Genomic DNA, 14,429 nt, shown 5'->3' on the forward strand with positions numbered 1-14,429 from the left:
TTGGTGTTGATCAGAGCAGCCCGCGCTGCGCCAGATTGCCCATCAACGCAGTGATGCCGAAGCGCCAGGGCGTGATGCTGCTGCAGTGGTTGACGCGGTTGACCAGCGTGCCGAGCCGGGGCGTTGCCACGCGCACCACATCGCCCACTTCATGGGTAAAGCCAAGGCCGGGCCCGTGGCGGTCTTGGGTCGGCGCAAACATCGTGCCCAGAAACAGCATGAAGCCGTCGGGGTACTGGTGGTTCGGGCCGATCACCTGCGCCACGATGTCGAGCGGATCGCGGCTGATCTTGGCCAGCGAACTGGCGCCGTGCATGGTGAAGCCTTCGGGGCCGTCGACCCGCATCGCGAGATCGGCGCGGCGCACATCGTCGACCGTGAACCCCGCATCGAACAACCGGATGAAGGGGCCGATCGCGCACGACGCGTTGTTGTCCTTGGCCTTGCCGAGCAGCAGCGCGCTGCGCCCTTCGAAATCGCGCAGGTTCACATCGTTGCCCAGCGCAGCGCCGACGGCCGCGCCGCTGCTGTTGATTGCAAGCACCACCTCGGGCTCGGGGTTGTTCCACTTCGACTCCGCATGGATGCCGACCTGCGCGCCGGTGCCCACCGCCGACAGCACCGGCGCCTTGGTGAAGATTTCGGCGTCCGGGCCGATGCCGACTTCGAGGTATTGCGACCAGACACCCTGCTCGATCAAGACTTGTTTGACACGCGCAGCCTCGTGCGAGCCGGGCACGATGCCGGCCAGGTTGTCGTCCAGGATGCCTGACAGTGCCGTGCGGATCGCCTCAGCACGCGAAGCATCGCCGCGCGCCTGCTCTTCGATCACGCGTTCCAGCAGGCTGGCGACAAAAGTCACGCCGCTGGCCTTGATGACTTGCAGGTCGCACGGGGCCAGCAGCCACGGATGCGATTCGTCCCGCAGGGCCTCGTCGGAGTTGGCCAGCACCCTGACGAGCGGCGCCAGCGGGGGTGCCGTCGGCAAGGCGGCGCGCACGGCACTCGCCACATCGGGCAATTCCAGCAATTGGCTGGCGGTGGCGGCCAGCCTCGACAAATCGAGCAGCATGCCGTCGTGGCAAGCGACCACCGTCGGGCCGATGCCGGGCTGCCAGAGCCTGCCAATCAGCAGCGCATCGGCGGCGTCGTCCGGCAGGGTGCGGGAAAGATCGAGGGACATGGAAACTCTCTGACTTGTTTTTTCGTGAGGGGCGGCTGCCCGGCATACACCAGGTACACCGCACCTTCAATGCGCCGCGAAAAGCAATGCACGGGTGATCGGCACGCGTGTTGTTTCCTTCGATGAATGGACTTCGGCTTTCGGGCCGATGTCTTTTGCGAAAGGATTGACACTTGTCTTGCGCACCGTTAAAGTAACTTTGTTCCAACAAGAATTCTGTTTCTTCAAATGCGGCTTGTCAAGGGTTTATTGGAGAGATGTCTCGAAGTCATCGAGCTGCTGGCGGTGGAAGGCCAATGGCGACGCCTGTCTGACATCGCGACTGCACTGGACCTGCAAAAAGGCCCGGCGCATCGGCTGCTCGCGGAAATGGCCACGCTCGGCTGGATTGAGCAGGATGCCGAAACCGACCGCTATCGCCTGACGCTGAAGCTGGCCTTGCTGGGCCAGCAATATCTGCGCGGCACCGGCTTGCCTGGCATCGTGCAGCCCGTGCTCGATGAGGCGGCCAGGCGCTGCGGCGAACTGGTGCGGCTGACCGTTGTGCAGGGCGACGCGCTGCACTGGTTCGCATCGGCCCAAGGCGCGCCGCCCGGCCTGATGTACCAGCCGGCACTCAATGGCCGGCCGGTGCTGCACACCACCGCCAACGGCAAGGCGTGGCTGGCCACGATGAGCAACGAAGCGGCGACCCGGCTGGCATTGCAAAACGGCTTGGGCCAGCCGGCCGCTCCCGGCAAGCTCGCCGGTCCGCGTGCGATGCAAACCATCGATGAACTGCTGCGTGAACTGGACGCGACCCGCGCCCGCGGCTACGGGCTCGCAGTTGAAGAGGCAGAGCCCGGCGTGAAAGCGATTGCGACGGCCGTGCGCGAACCCGAAAGCCGGCGCGTGTTGGGCACGATCAGCATTGCCGGCCCGCTGCTGCGCATGGGCACCGAGCGCGACGCGGAGTTTCACGCCCTGCTGCAGCAGGCCAGCGGCACGCTGGGCCTGGTCTGGCCCCAGGGATGACAGCGCCGTGGCCAAACACCGGATGAGGTTTACAGGCCCAGACAGGCATTTTCAGTCGACACGAGGAAACAGGCAAATGAACGGTATCCAGATCGAGCGCGCCAACAGCGCGACCGGCGCTTCTTCGACTTGCGACGAGATCAACGGGATCTTTTTCAGCCGAGGTGTGCTGCGCCACTCGGGCAAAGCGGCAGCGCCCGTGGGGCTGGCCGCATGACCCGCATGGAGCCGAGCGCCATCGAGGCCGCCGCGCGCTACCTGCACGCACTTCAGTCGTCGGGTCGCTTCGGTGCAAGGCTCGAAGCCGGCTTGCGCCCGGCCACGCCGGAAGACGGTTGGCGCATCCAGCGGCGAATCAGCGAACTGCGCGGCAGCCCCGCCATCGGCTGGAAATGCGGGTTGCCCCCGGGCGATCGCTGGGTCGCCGCCGCGCTGCATGATGCAAGGCCATCGGGCGGCATGGCTGCTGCGCCTGCCGGACCGACAGGCGCAGCGCGCATCGAACCCGAACTGGCATTCGAGCTCAAGCAAAGCCTGCCGCCACGGGCGACCCCCTACACCCGCGCCGATGTCAACGCCGCCATCGGCAGCGTGCGGCTGGCGGTCGAGGTGCTCGGTTGTCGCTATGACGATGCTGCAGACGCCAGCGGCCCTGAACTGATGGCCGACAGCCTGTGGCACCAAAGCGTGGTGCTGGGACCGACTGTCGCCCTGGACTTTGCGCAGGAGCCATTTCCTGGTCCCTTCGAGATTGCACTCTCGGTACAGGGCCAGGACGACATCACATTTGCAGCCAGCCACCCCAACGGCGACCCGCGCTTGCCTCTTTACTGGCTTGCCGAGTTTCTACGCAGCCAGGGCACGGGTCTGGAGGCTGGGCAGGCCGTCATCACCGGCTCATTTGCGGGGGCGATTGACCTGCCGTTCAAGCGTCCCGCCGTGCTTCGCTATGGCAACTTCGGCGAGCTTGCGCTGAAGCTCGAGCAGCGTTTGACAACGCGGCCTCAAACCTGAATACATACTTCAAAAGCCAAAAGGATTTCCCATGCGTCTCGTTCGATTCGGCCCCCGTGGCTCTGAAAAACCCGGCCTCATTGATACACAAGGCACCTTGCGCGATTTGTCTTCCGTCGTGAGCGACATTCACGGGCCAACACTTTCACCCGAGAGCCTTGCAAGGCTGCGCGCCCTCGATACCTCCAGCTTGCCTGCCGTGCCCGCCGATACACGGCTCGGCCCCTGCGTCGGCCAGGTTCCGAATGTGGTTTGCATCGGCCTCAACTATTCCGACCATGCGGCAGAAACCAACACGCCGATTCCCACGCAGCCGATTGTGTTCAACAAGCACACCAGCGCGCTGGCAGGACCCAACGACCCGGTCCTCATCGCACCCGGCTCGGGCAAGCTTGATTGGGAGGTCGAACTCGCTATCGTGATCGGCCGTCCGGCCTGGCATGTCAGCGAAGCAGAAGCGCTGCAATATGTGGCCGGCTACTGCCTTTGCAACGACGTGTCAGAGCGCGCCTGGCAAATCGAAATGGAAGGCCAGTGGACCAAGGGCAAAAGCTACCTTGGCTATGCACCGATTGGACCCTGGTTGCTGACGGCTGACGAAGTGCCGGACCCGCAGAATATCGACCTCTGGCTCGACGTGAACGGAACTCGCCGGCAGACCGGCAACACCCGCACGCAGATTTTCGGCGTTGCCACCATCGTGTCTTATCTCAGCCGCTTTATGGCGCTTCGGCCCGGCGACGTGATTCCAACCGGTACGCCGCCGGGTGTCGGCCTCGGCCAGAAACCGCCTGTGTTCCTGAAGGACGGTGATGTGATGACCTTGGGCAGTGACCTGCTCGGCACGCAGCGCCAGCAAACCATCGCCTACAGCGACGCCATGGGGGCCGCCTGGCGCGCTGGCCACTTGCCTGCGCTTTAAGGCGATTGCCTGCGCGAGCGCATGCCCGAGGGTGCCGGCGAGGATGGAAGCCGCGTTCACATGCCGGCAACCGTCGAGCCGGTGTACATGCCTAGGTTCTTGTTGGCGCGATACCGGCGGCCGGCCACGCCCGCATTGCAACGGCGATCATCCGGTCCAATTCGCTCCTGGTCGCACCCGCCTGCGGTAGATCCAAAACCGCTTGACTTACCCCGAGAAAATACCAAGCCAGCGCGGCGACATCTGCGCCGCGGGGCAGCTCCCCACCTGCAATTGCTTCCCGGAGCAGGTCTTCGAGCAGATGGCGCTGCTGACTCATCCCCGAGGTTGCCGCTTTCCGTCCTTCCGGCGGCAGATCGACGAGCTCGGCACAACTTCGTGCGAGCAGGCAACCCGGCGGTCGACGAGACCCCGTGGGCAGCAGCCCGCGCAGGAGGGCCTCGAGCCGCGCACGCGAACTGCCGTCCTCGTACGACTTCATCCTGCGCAGCACCCGATCCGTATAGGTGCCAGTGTGACCTGGAACAGGCCATCCTTGTCCTGAAAACGCTGGTAAAGGCTCGAACGCGACAGGCCGGTCGCTTCCGTCAGCACATTGATCGTCGTAGCCGCGTATCCGTGACGCCAGAAATGTACCGATCATGCGCGAGCTCGGGATCGACATCGACATGGGCCCTGGATAGGCATTTTCGGACCTGCCGGCCTGCCTGCCGACATCCTCAACCATCTGCATGACGCGATCGATGCGGCGTTACGCGAGCCCCGGATCGTCGAGCAGACGAAGAAGCTCATGAGGATCACCGACCACATGAGCCAGCCGGCATACCAGGACTTCTTTCTGAAGGAGTTCGACCGATGGGGCAAGTACATAAGTACGGCCAAAATCACATTGCAACAATGAGTGGGTTGGCCTTTGAACAATGATCCCGAAGTGAGCCTTGCGGCGGCGCGCAAGGCGCGTGGCGCCGCCAAGGCCCAGAAGGCTTCCCGGATCAATCCCATGCAGGCGCAACCTGGAAAAGGATCTGCTTGCGTACTTCGCTGCTCGTCGCATCAGCGAAATCGAGGCCATCGAATGTTGGCGGCCCTGCGCCGCTGATACGCGTCAGTCGCGATGCGGTTGCGCGCTTCATCGGGCCGGAAACCTATGAACAGTAGCGGCCGCGCAGCACGCGCCGCGAACCCCGCAAGACCGAATCCAGGCTCCTTGCGAACGGTGCTTCGCACTTGCAGGGTACGAGGCGATGCAGCAAATCCGTGTGCCACACTCGGCAGCCCACCAAGCGATGAAGCCCGTGACCCGTCGAATCGATTCCTACAGCATCAGGTTGTTCGTGGCGGCGGCCCGCGCCGGCTCCATCGTGCGTGCCGCTGCCGCGGAGAACATCGCACCTTCGGCACTGAGCCGCAGGATTGCGGATCTGGAACATGCCTTCGAGACGCCGCTGCTCGTGCGCTCGCCGCGTGGCATTGCACTGACCGATGCCGGCAGGCTGGTGATGGCGCGAGGCGAACGTATCGACGACGAGCTGCAGGCCTTGTTGCGCGAGGTACAGAGCGAAGGCGGCGAAGTGCGTGGCACGGTGCGCCTTCATGCCAACATGTCTTCCGTGATCGGCTTCCTGCCCGAGCGCTTGCACCGTTTCATGGAGACGTACCCGGGCGTGGAGGTCGCCCTGCACGAGGAAGACACGCGCGACGTGCTGCGCGCCTGTCTGGACGATCGCGCCGACGTCGGTGTGGGCGTCGACGTCGCAGTGCCGGCGGGCATGGATGCGTGGCGCTTTGCCTCCGACCCATTGCTCGTGGTTCTGCCTTCGGGACATGAACTGGCGGACCTGCAGGCCATCACGTTTGCGCGTGCGCTCGAATATCCTTTGGTGGGCATCCATCAGGGCGGTGCGATGGACCGGTCCCTGAATGAACGCGCCACGGCATTGGGCAAGCGTTTCAATCCGAAGGTGACGGTCAGCAGCTTCGACGCCGTCTGCCGCATGGTGGAGGCAGGCCTGGGCATCGCGGTGGTGCCTCGAAGTGCCGTCACGGCTTATGCGGGAACGGACCGTTTTGCCAGGCGTCCGCTGGCGGAAGAGTGGGCTGACCGCGTCCTGAATATCTACGCCCTGCGCAAGACCCCGCAGCCTCGCGCAGTTGCGGCGCTCATCGAGAGCCTGCAAGGGTAATCACCGATCTCGTAGACGGCGAGATCCCCTGTGCCGTACGAGCGCTTTATGGCGCCGCTACGGCCCGCCAACATCGGGGCATGCCAGCCTCCACGCCAGCCGCCGCCAGCGCCGAAAGCATCCGGTTCGATCCGCACGTCCTCTTCCTGAGCTGTTCCGCACGCATGGTCGAGCTGAGTTTGAAAGGAGAGCGCCTCGAACTCGCCGACGCGTCGCCATTGCGTGACGATGTTTCGACCGACGAGATCACGCCGCTTCCGATCCTCACGCACTACGACGACAAGCTGGGGCGCTACCCCTACACCGGCTTCAAGGCGGGCGAGGCATTCCCGATCGGCACCGATGCCGTCCGCGAGTCGGGCATCGAGGTCGTGGTCGCGGGCAGGCGCTATGGCAAGGGCTCCTCGCGCGAGCACAGCCCGACCGCCGAGAAGGCGGCCGGCGTGCGGCTGGTCATCGCCGAAAGCTTCGAGCGCCTGTATCGGCAGAACGCCGACAACATCGGCTTGTTCACCTCGACCGACTTCGGCCTGGTCGCGCGCATCCAGGCGGGCGGGGCGATCCTGGTCGAGGACCTGGTGGCCGGTCGCGACGCGCTGGCCGCGGCGATCCTCAAGAGTGGCGGGCTGCTGCGCTTCGGCCAGCGATTCATGCGCGACATCACCGTGCCGCCCGACGCCCAGGACGTGCGTCCGCGCACTCTGTTCGAGAAGATCGTGGCGCGCCACGCGCTCGCCACCGAGCTGACGCAGGCGCATCCCGCACCCGGCGATGGTGCCTTCGTACGCGCCGACCTTCGCTTCATCCACGAGTACTACACAGCCATGGCCGCACACATGCTGCATACGGCCTTCGGCCGTCCGCTCGTGCTGCACGACGCCGATTCAATCGTCGTCTTCGAAGACCACACGTCCTATGTCGAGGAGAGCCCCGCGCACGTGCGTGGCGGCCTGGTGCCGAATGTGCATCGCATGGTCGAGGCGCAGCGCAAATTCGCTGCCGCCTATGGACTGCGCTCGCACCGCACGCTCACGGAGGAACAGGCCGCCAAGGACGACGGCACCCACGTGGCCGGCATCTCGCACGCCATGGTGGCGGAACACTACGCGCTGCCGGGCCAACTGGTGGTGGGCACGGATTCACACACGCCCCACAGCGGCGCCCTCGGTTGCGTGGCCTTCGGCGTCGGAACCACGGACATGGCGAATGCCTTCGTGACGGGAGCGGTGCGGCTGACGGTGCCGCAGTCCCTGAAGATCGTGCTCGATGGCTCGCTTGCCGATGGCGTGACCGCCAAAGACGTGGTGCTGCATCTGCTGGCGCTGCCCTTCGTGCGCGACGGCGACGGGGTCGGCAAGGTGTTCGAGTTCACGGGCGAGGTGGTGCGGCGCATGACCACCGATGAGCGCGCCACGCTCACCAACATGACGGCGGAACTCGGTGGCTTCACTGGCCTGGTCGCTCCCGATGCCGAGACCGTGCGTTTCCTGCGCGAGCGCCGCGGCATCGACTTTGAAGTCGAGCCGTGGATGCGCAGCGACGACGGCGCGGCCTACGCCAGAACGCTCCACGTCGACTGCACGCCGATTCCCCCCATGGTCGCGGCACCCGGCGATCCGGGCAACGGCCTGCCGCTTGCGGCGGTCGGCGAGCGGGTGCGCATCGACATCGCCTACGGGGGCTCGTGCACGGCCGGCAAGCGCGAAGACTTCGACCACTACCACGCGGTACTCAGGTGGGCGGCGGACCGCGGGCTCAAGGTCGCTCCCGGGGTGGCGCTGTATCTCCAGTTCGGGACCACCGCGGTGCGCGACCACTGCGTCGCAGCCGGTTACATGGATGCGTTCGAACGCGTGGGCGCACGCATGCTCCAGCCCTCCTGCGGCGCTTGCGGCAACTGCGGACCGGGCGGCTCGGTGCGGGCCGACCAGGTCACCGTGAGCGCCATCAACCGCAACTTCCCCGGCCGGGGCGGACCCGGGAAGGTCTGGCTCGCCAGCCCGCCCACGGTGGCGGCGAGCGCGATTGCGGGCGAACTCATTTCGTTCGCCGAGCTCCAGGCGCGCCATCCATGAATTCCAACAAGGCCAGAGAGACAAACCCATGCGTGCACATTCCCTGCGGAAAGCCATTTCCCATTCATTTGCGACAGCATTGCTTGCGACGTCATGGCTCGCCGCGGCGCAATCCTCGAACGCCGACCGGCCGATCCGGATCGTCGTTCCCCTGGCCGCCGGCTCGACGGTCGATGCGGTCGCCCGCGCGGTCGCGCCGGCCTTCGGACGCGCGACCAGCCATCCGATCGTGGTGGAGAACGTGGTCGGCGCCGGGGGAATTCCGGGCACCGCACAGATCGTGAAGGCACCCAAGGATGGGCTCACGCTCGGCTTGGTGTCGTCCAACCACGTCATCAATCCAGGCATCTACAAGACGATTCCCTACGACAGCATGAAGGACATCACGCCCATCGCGGTACTGGCCACGGTGCCGGTCGTGCTGGTGGTGAACAACGCGCTTCCGGTGAAGAGCGTGAAGGAGCTGCTGGCCTATGCGAAGGCCAATCCCGGCAAGCTCAACTACGGGTCCGCCGGCAACGGGAGCGTGCTCCACCTGGCGGGGGAACTGATGGTGAGCGAAACCGGCATCGACATGAAGCACGTGCCCTATCGCGGCACCGGACCGCTCATCACCGACCTGATCGGCGGACAGGTGCAGCTCGCATTCGTTTCGATCTCGCAGGTCGCCCCGCAGATCAAGGCCGGGGCGCTGCGCGCATTGGCGGTGTCGACGCCGGCGCGCTCCGCGGCCTTGCCTGATGTGCCGACGATGATGGAATCGGGCGTGCCCAGGTACAGCTTCGACGCCTGGATTGCGTTGATCGGTCCGGCCGGTTTGCCCAAACCCGTGGTCGACAGCTATGCCGCGGCGGTGCAAGAGGCCTTGGTCTCGCCGGAGGCAAGAAACGTCATCGCCGGCCAAGGGCTCACGGTCCTGAACACGGGGCCTGAGCTTGCGCCAGCCTTCTTCCAGTTCGAGTTGGCGAAGCACCAGAAGCTGGTGAAGCAGTCTGGCGCCACCCTGGATTGAGGGCATGCCTGCATTCAGGATCGCGATGCTGCCGGGCGAGGGCACATCCGGGCCGTGGGGCTTCTGCTGCGCCACTCCGCGCGCCGGCCCGATCTGTCCGCCGCTGTCGAGGCTGCGATACGCTCGGTGCTCGGCCAGGGCTACCGTACCGCGGACATCCAATGCAGCAGCACCCGGCTGGTTGGAACGACGCGCATGGGCGACCTCATCGCCGACGCTGTAAGAAGCGGGTCGACGCCCGCCATCACCGAGCACTGAAGCCATGATTACCTTGCACCATTGCGTGAGCGCACGTTCGTTTCGTCCCTTGTGGATGCTGGAGGAACTCGGGATTCCGTACGACCTGAAGATGATGCCGTTCCCGCCCCGCGCGCTGGCCCGGTCGTTCCTGGAGATCAATCCCCTGGGAACCGTGCCGGCCATGGTCGACGGGACTGTTCGCATGACCGAGTCGTCCGCCATCTGCCAGTACCTGGCGGCGCGCTTCTCCCCGGGAAAGCTCGATGTCGGCGTCGATGAGCTGGCCTTCGGCGCCTACCTGAATTACCTGCATTTCGGCGAGGCGACCTTGACGTTCCCGCAGACGCTGGTGCTGCGCTATCTGCACTTCGAAACGGGCGAACGGCGCCAGCCCCAGGTGGCCCATGACTACGGCAAGTGGTTCCTCGCGAGGTTGCGCACGCTGGAACCTCTCTTGGCGGAGCAGGCGTTCCTTTGTGCGCACCGTTTCACCGCCGCCGATGTTTCGGTCGGCTACGCGCTGCTGCTGGCTCAGCATCTCGGCCTCGACCAGCAGTTCACGCCCTCGGTTCGCGCCTACTGGGAGCGCCTGCAGGCGAGGCCTGCTTACCGGCGCGCGATGGTGGCCCAGAACGGTGCCGCCATCTCGCAGGGGGTGCCCACGATTCCGTCGCCCGACATCAGGCCCGAAGAGCTGGCTTAGACAGCGTCATCACCTGCCAGGACCAGCGCGCTGTTCTTCAGGCGCTTGACCCGGATGTTGTTACCCTTGTATAATTGAGCGACCACTTACTCAAATAAAGTTAAGAGAATGGCCCGTCCCCTGAGCGAGGAAAAGCGCGCAGCCTTGCTCGAGGCAGCGTCAGACCTTGTCGCCACCCTCGGCACTGGCGCTTCCACAGCGAAGATCGCGCAGGCGGCCGGCGTGTCCGAAGGAACGCTATTCACGTACTTTCCGACCAAGGATGACCTCCTCAATCAATTGTTCGTGGAGATCGAGACTGACTTGGCCGCGACGATGCTGGCGCCGTATCCGGTGGATGCGTCACCTCGAGACCTGCTGTGTCTCGTCTGGAATCGCCTGATCGACTGGGGGCTGGCCCACTCCACATCGCGCAAGGCGCTGCGCCAGTTGAAGGTGTCGGACCGCGTGACGAAAGAGAGCCGCAGCCGTTGCCACGCCATGCTGAGGGATGCACGTGCGATCGTGGAGCGATGTCTGTCGGGGCATGCGGCGCCAGGCAGGCTCGCCTTCTACATCGACACGATCCTGTTCGACCTGGCCGACATCACCATCAATGCGATCGCCTCGAAGCCCAGGGAAGCCAAAGCCATCAGGCAGGCCGGGTTCGACCTGTTCTGGAAAGGTTCGGCGGCCTGACTTTTTTTTATCAATGAATGAGTATGTAATCACTCATATGAGGAACCTGTATGTCAAATCGAAAAGGCTTCACCGAAGCGGATGTCCCCGATCAGTCGGGAAAGAGCTTCATCGTCACAGGCGCCAATGCTGGCGTCGGCTTCGAAGTGTCGAGGGCACTCGCCGCGAGAGGCGCGCGCGTGCTGTTGGGTTGCCGCGACGAGGCGAAGGCCGCGGAAGCCATCACGCGGATCAAGCGCATCACGCCGAAGGCGGATGTCAGCTGGCTACCGCTCGACCTGGGCGATTTGGAGAGCATTCGCGCTGCGGCCAGAGCCGTTGCGGCGGAACCGCGGATCGACGCCCTTATCAACAACGCGGGCATCATGAACCCGCCCCTGATGCGCACCAAGCAGGGGTTTGAGTCGCAGTTCGGGGTCAACCATCTGGGCGTGTTCGCGCTGACCTCGCTGCTTCTGCCCAAGCTGGCCCAAGCGCCCGGATCGCGCGTCGTCGTCACGTCGAGCATCGCGCATCTCAAGGGCAAGATCGATTGGGACGACCTCAACGCCGAGCACAGTTATTCGAAGGGGGATCGCTATGGCGGCAGCAAGCTGGCCAATGCGCTGTTCTTCTTCGAGCTGGATCGTCGCCTGCGCGCGTCAAGGTCTCCCATCACGGCCGTCGGCATCCATCCGGGCGTCGCCAGCACCAGCCTGGGACGGCATATGGGGCCGGCCCAGTGGGCGGGCCCGATCGTCGGCCTGCTCCTCAACAGTGCCGACAAGGGCGCATGGCCCGCACTGCTTGCGGCGACGGGAAGCGTGAAGCCCGGGGGCTACTACGGGCCCATCGGATTCGGCGGCATCCGGGGTGTGGCAGGTGAGGCCAAACGAGCTCTGCAAGCCGAGGATCCGGAACTTGCAAAGCGGTTGTGGGATGTCTCCATTGCCATGACCGGTATCGACCCGGGCTTGCTGCCGGCCTGAAGGCTTGCCGAACACCGATGGCGGCGCTCAAGAACTCTGGCAGCTGTAGCTGTCCGCCGAGTTCACGTCGCCGCTGCCCTTGTATTTCGGAAAGGTCGGGTACTTGCACAAGGGACGCGCCAGGACGGGGGCTTTGGTCGTCACGTCCAGCTTCGTCGCCACGATCTTTTGCGTGGACGGCTTTGCGCCACCCTCTCGCCATTTCGCGACAGCGTCCACCAGGTCGACGGTGTCAGGACCGACGCCGCCGGCGCAATGCTGGACGCCCGGCTGGAGGAAGAACTCCATCGAGGCATCCCGCGCGGAGGCGCCGCCGACCGTGGTCGCGACATCGTTGAAGTACTTGATCGAGCCCTTGTAGCTGATTGCCCAGTCGTTCGTTCCATGGGCAAGGATCATCTTGCCGCCCTGCCCGAAGAAGGAGCGAAGGTCCGGCGTCGCATCGAGCGTGGTGGCCGCGAGCCGCAGTCCCGCAGAGTAGAACTCCGGATCGAAACCAAGCACGTTGAAGGTCGGATCGCCCGTGACCCAGTACTTCACGAGGCCGCTCCCGAACTGGAACTGCAGGCCGGTGCCGCCGATGGCGGAGCCGGTCACCCACAGGGGCCAGCCCAGGTCCTCGCCACCAGGTCCCCAGCCGGGGTAGACGGTTGTTCCGTCCGCACGCTTGAGCTCGGAGTAGATCGTGTTGGCGGTCGCGATCTGCGGGTCGGTCAGGCATGTGTCGGCGTCGCCTGCCGTGCAGCGCAACGCCGTGGGGTTGAAAGTGCAGGCTTCCTGGTTGCTCACGATGCCATCGGCAACACCATCGAGGGCGTCGCACTGCGCGGTGACGGTCTTGCCGATGAGCGAGACCTTCGCATCGCTGAGTTGCCCGCCCGGCGCGGCGAGCGCCTTTCCGTTCGCAACGAAGGCCTGGAACAGTTCGGTGAAAGAGTAGGCCGGTGCACGCACGACGATGCCGTCGAAGTCGTTCGGGAATCGCGTGGCCTGAATCAATGCCTCCCTGCCGCCATTGGAGCAGCCCTCGAAATAGCTGAACTGGGCATCCGAGCCATAACGCTTGCGAACGATCTCCTTGGTGACCTCATTGACCGAGTGGATCGAGAGATAGCCGAAGTCCGCCTGGGCCGTGGCATTGTTCAAAAAGACCGAGGCGTCCAGGCCGTCGCCCTGGCGCCCGCCGTCCGAGGCCACGAGTACGTAGCCGGCGGTCGAACCGCTTGGCGAGGCGGGCGCGATGTTGATGCTGCCGTCCCAACCGCCGCCACCGGCATACAGGAGCTTGCTGTTCCACGCGGTGGGCAGACGCACCTCGAAGTTGAGCGTGCCGTGAAGGGTGCCCTTGACCTTGCAGTACTCCGCGGCCCCTGCCGTTGCCGGGACGAGCGCGGCCTCTTTCAGCGTCGCACCGGCAAGCGAAGCGCCGGCGAAGACCGCACACTTGTCCTGTGCCGACGCGACCGGCTCGGGCACCGGCGGCGGAGTTTGCGTTGGCGGTGGCGTTGGCGTGGATGTCGGAAACAGCACCGGGAAGCTGCTTCCACCGCTACCGCCGCCGCAGGCCACCAGCAGGATGGAGAGCGCGCAGCCCGCCATCGAGAGAGGGTTTTTCATGATTTGTCTCCTGTTCGTACTGCCACATAAACTCAAGCGCCTCAGGCATGTCGCCTGCGCAGCGCATGCTAGGCAGTAGGGCCGAGGAAGAAAGTCTTTCCAATGACAAAGCAGGTGCAGACCATTGCCATGTTGCGAGCGGCTGCTTGGGCTCGCGGGCTGACGCAAGAGCAACTCCAGCGTGTCGAACTGGAAACGCAGGAGCGCTTCTATTCGGCCGGTGAAATCGTCTGTCAGAAATCAAGCGCTGCCACGCATTGGATCGGCGTCGTCGAAGGCATGGTCAAGGTCGACGTGCTTTCGGCGGACGGCCGGAGCACCACCTTGACGGGGGTATCCAATGGCGGTTGGCTCGGGGAGGGAGCCATACTCAAAGGGGAATTGCGTCCCTACGGCGTTGTCGCGCTGCGCGACAGCCGCATTGCATTGATGCCGAGCCAGACCTTCCGCTACTTGGTTGCCAACAGCTTGAGCTTCTGCCATTTCATGATCGACCAGCTCAACGCAAGGCTCGGCCAGTTCATTGCGCTTGCCGAGAGCTATCGGATGCACGACATCAATTCGCGCGTGGCGAGCTGCCTGGCTGAACTCTTCAATCCCCAACTCAACCCCCGGACGCATCCAGTGCTGCACATATCGCAGGAGGAGATCGGCCGGCTGGCCGGCATTTCCCGCCAGGTCGCCCATCGCGCCCTGCACGAGTTGGAGGAAGCGGGCCTGCTTCACATCCGCTACAGCAGCATCGACGTGTTGAACGTCGACGGCCTGCGGCTCTACGCGCGCGAGCACTCGGAATGAGGGCCTCGTGCGATTCGTGTGG

At 64.8% G+C, this 14,429-nt stretch carries 16 protein-coding genes; 12 read left to right on the forward strand and 4 right to left on the reverse strand.

Annotated features, from left to right (window positions below; all coding sequences use genetic code 11):
• Positions 1-10: 10 nt before the first annotated feature.
• Positions 11-1,183: a fumarylacetoacetate hydrolase family protein gene (locus QFZ47_RS03200; protein ID WP_307654249.1), complete on the reverse strand. Its 1,173-nt coding sequence runs from the start codon at positions 1,181-1,183 to the stop codon at positions 11-13.
• Between the two features lie 228 nt (positions 1,184-1,411).
• Here QFZ47_RS03200 and QFZ47_RS03205 point away from each other — a divergent pair, with 228 nt between their 5' ends.
• The 4 genes from QFZ47_RS03205 to QFZ47_RS03220 all read left to right on the forward strand — a co-directional run bounded on the left by QFZ47_RS03205 (position 1,412) and on the right by QFZ47_RS03220 (position 4,133).
• Positions 1,412-2,197: an IclR family transcriptional regulator gene (locus tag QFZ47_RS03205; RefSeq protein WP_307654250.1), complete on the forward strand. Its 786-nt coding sequence runs from the start codon at positions 1,412-1,414 to the stop codon at positions 2,195-2,197.
• A gap of 76 nt (positions 2,198-2,273) precedes the next feature.
• Positions 2,274-2,414 carry a hypothetical protein gene (locus QFZ47_RS03210; protein WP_307654251.1) on the forward strand — a complete coding sequence of 47 codons (141 nt, stop codon included), beginning with the start codon at positions 2,274-2,276 and terminating at the stop codon, positions 2,412-2,414.
• Complete coding sequence (locus tag QFZ47_RS03215; protein WP_307654252.1) at positions 2,411-3,211, forward strand: hydratase; 801 nt, start codon at positions 2,411-2,413, stop codon at positions 3,209-3,211. The genes QFZ47_RS03210 and QFZ47_RS03215 overlap by 4 nt, the downstream gene beginning before the upstream one ends.
• Before the next feature lie 31 nt (positions 3,212-3,242).
• Positions 3,243-4,133, forward strand: a complete 891-nt coding sequence (locus QFZ47_RS03220; protein WP_307654253.1) for a fumarylacetoacetate hydrolase family protein — start codon at positions 3,243-3,245, stop codon at positions 4,131-4,133.
• A 91-nt stretch (positions 4,134-4,224) separates the two neighbouring features.
• Here QFZ47_RS03220 and QFZ47_RS28925 read toward each other — a convergent pair whose 3' ends face one another.
• Both QFZ47_RS28925 and QFZ47_RS03230 read right to left on the reverse strand, forming a co-directional pair.
• The gene (locus tag QFZ47_RS28925) at positions 4,225-4,866 is read right to left on the reverse strand and encodes a TetR family transcriptional regulator C-terminal domain-containing protein (protein ID WP_307654254.1); all 642 of its coding nucleotides are present in this window, start codon (positions 4,864-4,866) and stop codon (positions 4,225-4,227) included.
• An 18-nt stretch (positions 4,867-4,884) separates the two neighbouring features.
• The gene (locus QFZ47_RS03230; protein WP_307654255.1) at positions 4,885-5,205 is read right to left on the reverse strand and encodes a hypothetical protein; all 321 of its coding nucleotides are present in this window, start codon (positions 5,203-5,205) and stop codon (positions 4,885-4,887) included.
• Between the two features lie 214 nt (positions 5,206-5,419).
• Here QFZ47_RS03230 and QFZ47_RS03235 point away from each other — a divergent pair, with 214 nt between their 5' ends.
• The 7 genes from QFZ47_RS03235 (at position 5,420) to QFZ47_RS03265 (ending at position 11,992) form a co-directional block, all read left to right on the forward strand.
• Positions 5,420-6,316, forward strand: coding sequence for a LysR substrate-binding domain-containing protein (locus tag QFZ47_RS03235; RefSeq protein ID WP_307654256.1), 897 nt, complete (start codon positions 5,420-5,422; stop codon positions 6,314-6,316).
• Positions 6,317-6,396: 80 nt separating this feature from the next.
• Positions 6,397-8,391: an aconitase family protein gene (locus QFZ47_RS03240; RefSeq protein WP_307654257.1), complete on the forward strand. Its 1,995-nt coding sequence runs from the start codon at positions 6,397-6,399 to the stop codon at positions 8,389-8,391.
• A gap of 79 nt (positions 8,392-8,470) precedes the next feature.
• Positions 8,471-9,403: a Bug family tripartite tricarboxylate transporter substrate binding protein gene (locus QFZ47_RS03245; protein WP_307654258.1), complete on the forward strand. Its 933-nt coding sequence runs from the start codon at positions 8,471-8,473 to the stop codon at positions 9,401-9,403.
• A gap of 45 nt (positions 9,404-9,448) precedes the next feature.
• Positions 9,449-9,661 carry an isocitrate/isopropylmalate family dehydrogenase gene (locus tag QFZ47_RS03250; protein WP_307654369.1) on the forward strand — a complete coding sequence of 71 codons (213 nt, stop codon included), beginning with the start codon at positions 9,449-9,451 and terminating at the stop codon, positions 9,659-9,661.
• A gap of 4 nt (positions 9,662-9,665) precedes the next feature.
• On the forward strand, positions 9,666-10,346 hold the full coding sequence (locus tag QFZ47_RS03255; protein WP_307654259.1) for a glutathione S-transferase family protein: 681 nt from the start codon (positions 9,666-9,668) through the stop codon (positions 10,344-10,346).
• Between the two features lie 108 nt (positions 10,347-10,454).
• On the forward strand, positions 10,455-11,024 hold the full coding sequence (locus QFZ47_RS03260) for a TetR/AcrR family transcriptional regulator (protein ID WP_307654260.1): 570 nt from the start codon (positions 10,455-10,457) through the stop codon (positions 11,022-11,024).
• Positions 11,025-11,074: 50 nt separating this feature from the next.
• Positions 11,075-11,992 carry an oxidoreductase gene (locus QFZ47_RS03265; protein WP_307654261.1) on the forward strand — a complete coding sequence of 306 codons (918 nt, stop codon included), beginning with the start codon at positions 11,075-11,077 and terminating at the stop codon, positions 11,990-11,992.
• A 27-nt stretch (positions 11,993-12,019) separates the two neighbouring features.
• On the opposite strand, the gene QFZ47_RS03270 is transcribed toward QFZ47_RS03265, so the two are convergent.
• Positions 12,020-13,609 (reverse strand): tannase/feruloyl esterase family alpha/beta hydrolase, encoded by a 1,590-nt coding sequence (locus QFZ47_RS03270; protein WP_307654262.1) that lies wholly within the window; start codon positions 13,607-13,609, stop codon positions 12,020-12,022.
• 102 nt (positions 13,610-13,711) lie between these two features.
• On the opposite strand from QFZ47_RS03270, the gene QFZ47_RS03275 reads away from it, so the two are divergent.
• A complete protein-coding gene (locus QFZ47_RS03275; RefSeq protein ID WP_307654263.1) occupies positions 13,712-14,407 on the forward strand; it encodes a Crp/Fnr family transcriptional regulator in 696 nt (231 codons plus the stop codon).
• The last annotated feature ends 22 nt before the right edge of the window (positions 14,408-14,429 follow it).

Source organism: Variovorax paradoxus (genome assembly GCF_030815975.1).
GTDB classification, from domain to species: domain Bacteria; phylum Pseudomonadota; class Gammaproteobacteria; order Burkholderiales; family Burkholderiaceae_C; genus Variovorax; species Variovorax paradoxus_N.